This is a genomic window from Mesorhizobium sp. M1E.F.Ca.ET.063.01.1.1 (genome assembly GCF_003998155.1).
GTDB lineage: Bacteria > Pseudomonadota > Alphaproteobacteria > Rhizobiales > Rhizobiaceae > Mesorhizobium.
The window spans coordinates 1-870 of sequence record NZ_RZSC01001320.1 but is presented as its reverse complement, the minus strand read 5'-3'; the positions used below and the strand labels follow the sequence as shown (position 1 = coordinate 870).

Sequence of the window (870 nt, the reverse complement as noted above, 5' to 3'; positions counted from 1 at the left end):
GCTCGACGGTGGCCTCCGTCAGCTTGCCGGCCTCGACGCGGATGTCGGAGCGGATCACCGCGTTGACCGCGCCATAGGTCGAGACGACGTGGTAGGTGCCGGCGTTCAGCCGCACCACCGAGTTCGGCTCGACATCGGGGGCGATCAGCGCGCGGTCGCCATTGGCCTCGGCCTGGCCTTCATAGATCGAGAAGCGGAGTTTCTTCGGCGGGATATGCGCGCCGCCCGACGTCACGGCGTCAAGTTTCAGGCCGCCGGCGTCGAGGACCAGGCTCTCGCGCTTGGCATCCTTGCCGACGGTGATGCGTTTGGTCGCGCCGGCCCGCCCATAGGAGGCATGGACGAGGTAGCTGCCGGGATCGAGCTGGAACACGGCCGTGCCGCCATGCGCGGACGCCACCATCGGCAGCTTGCCGTCGCTGGCGGGCTCCGGCCTGAACACGCGCCAGACGATGCCGCGGGTGATGTCGGCGCCCTTGTCGGTCAGCTGCGCCGAAAGGGTGATCGCGCCGCCGCTGCCGAGCGCCAGCGACCTCTCGCTTTTCGGCGTCGCATAGCTCGAAATGCCCGGCAGTTTGAGTTTGTCGACCTCGTTGGCGTTCTGGGCCAGCGCGAACGAAACCGGCACCGCGAACAGCGCGGCGACCAGCCAGACCACGACAAGGCGCAGAGTCCCCTCAAACATGCCTTGCGTTGAAGCCCAAGGCGGTGGCAATTTCAAGGCTCAAGAGCCTGCCGCGTTCCGCCAGGGCTCTTTATCCGGCGCATAATGCGTCATCGCCCGAGCCGCCCGGCCTCCCGATGGCGCGCTTCAGCTCAAAATTGGATGTTTCTAGGAGACTTGCGCCCATGGCGTCGCCGATCATCGAC

General features: G+C 66.7%; 1 protein-coding gene. It reads right to left on the bottom strand.

Annotated elements, in window-relative coordinates; translation table 11 throughout:
• Positions 1–685, bottom strand: a 685-nt coding sequence (locus EOA29_RS38260; protein ID WP_127222505.1) for a hypothetical protein, incomplete at its 3' end; no start/stop codon positions are given.
• Between the last annotated feature and the right edge of the window lie 185 nt (positions 686–870).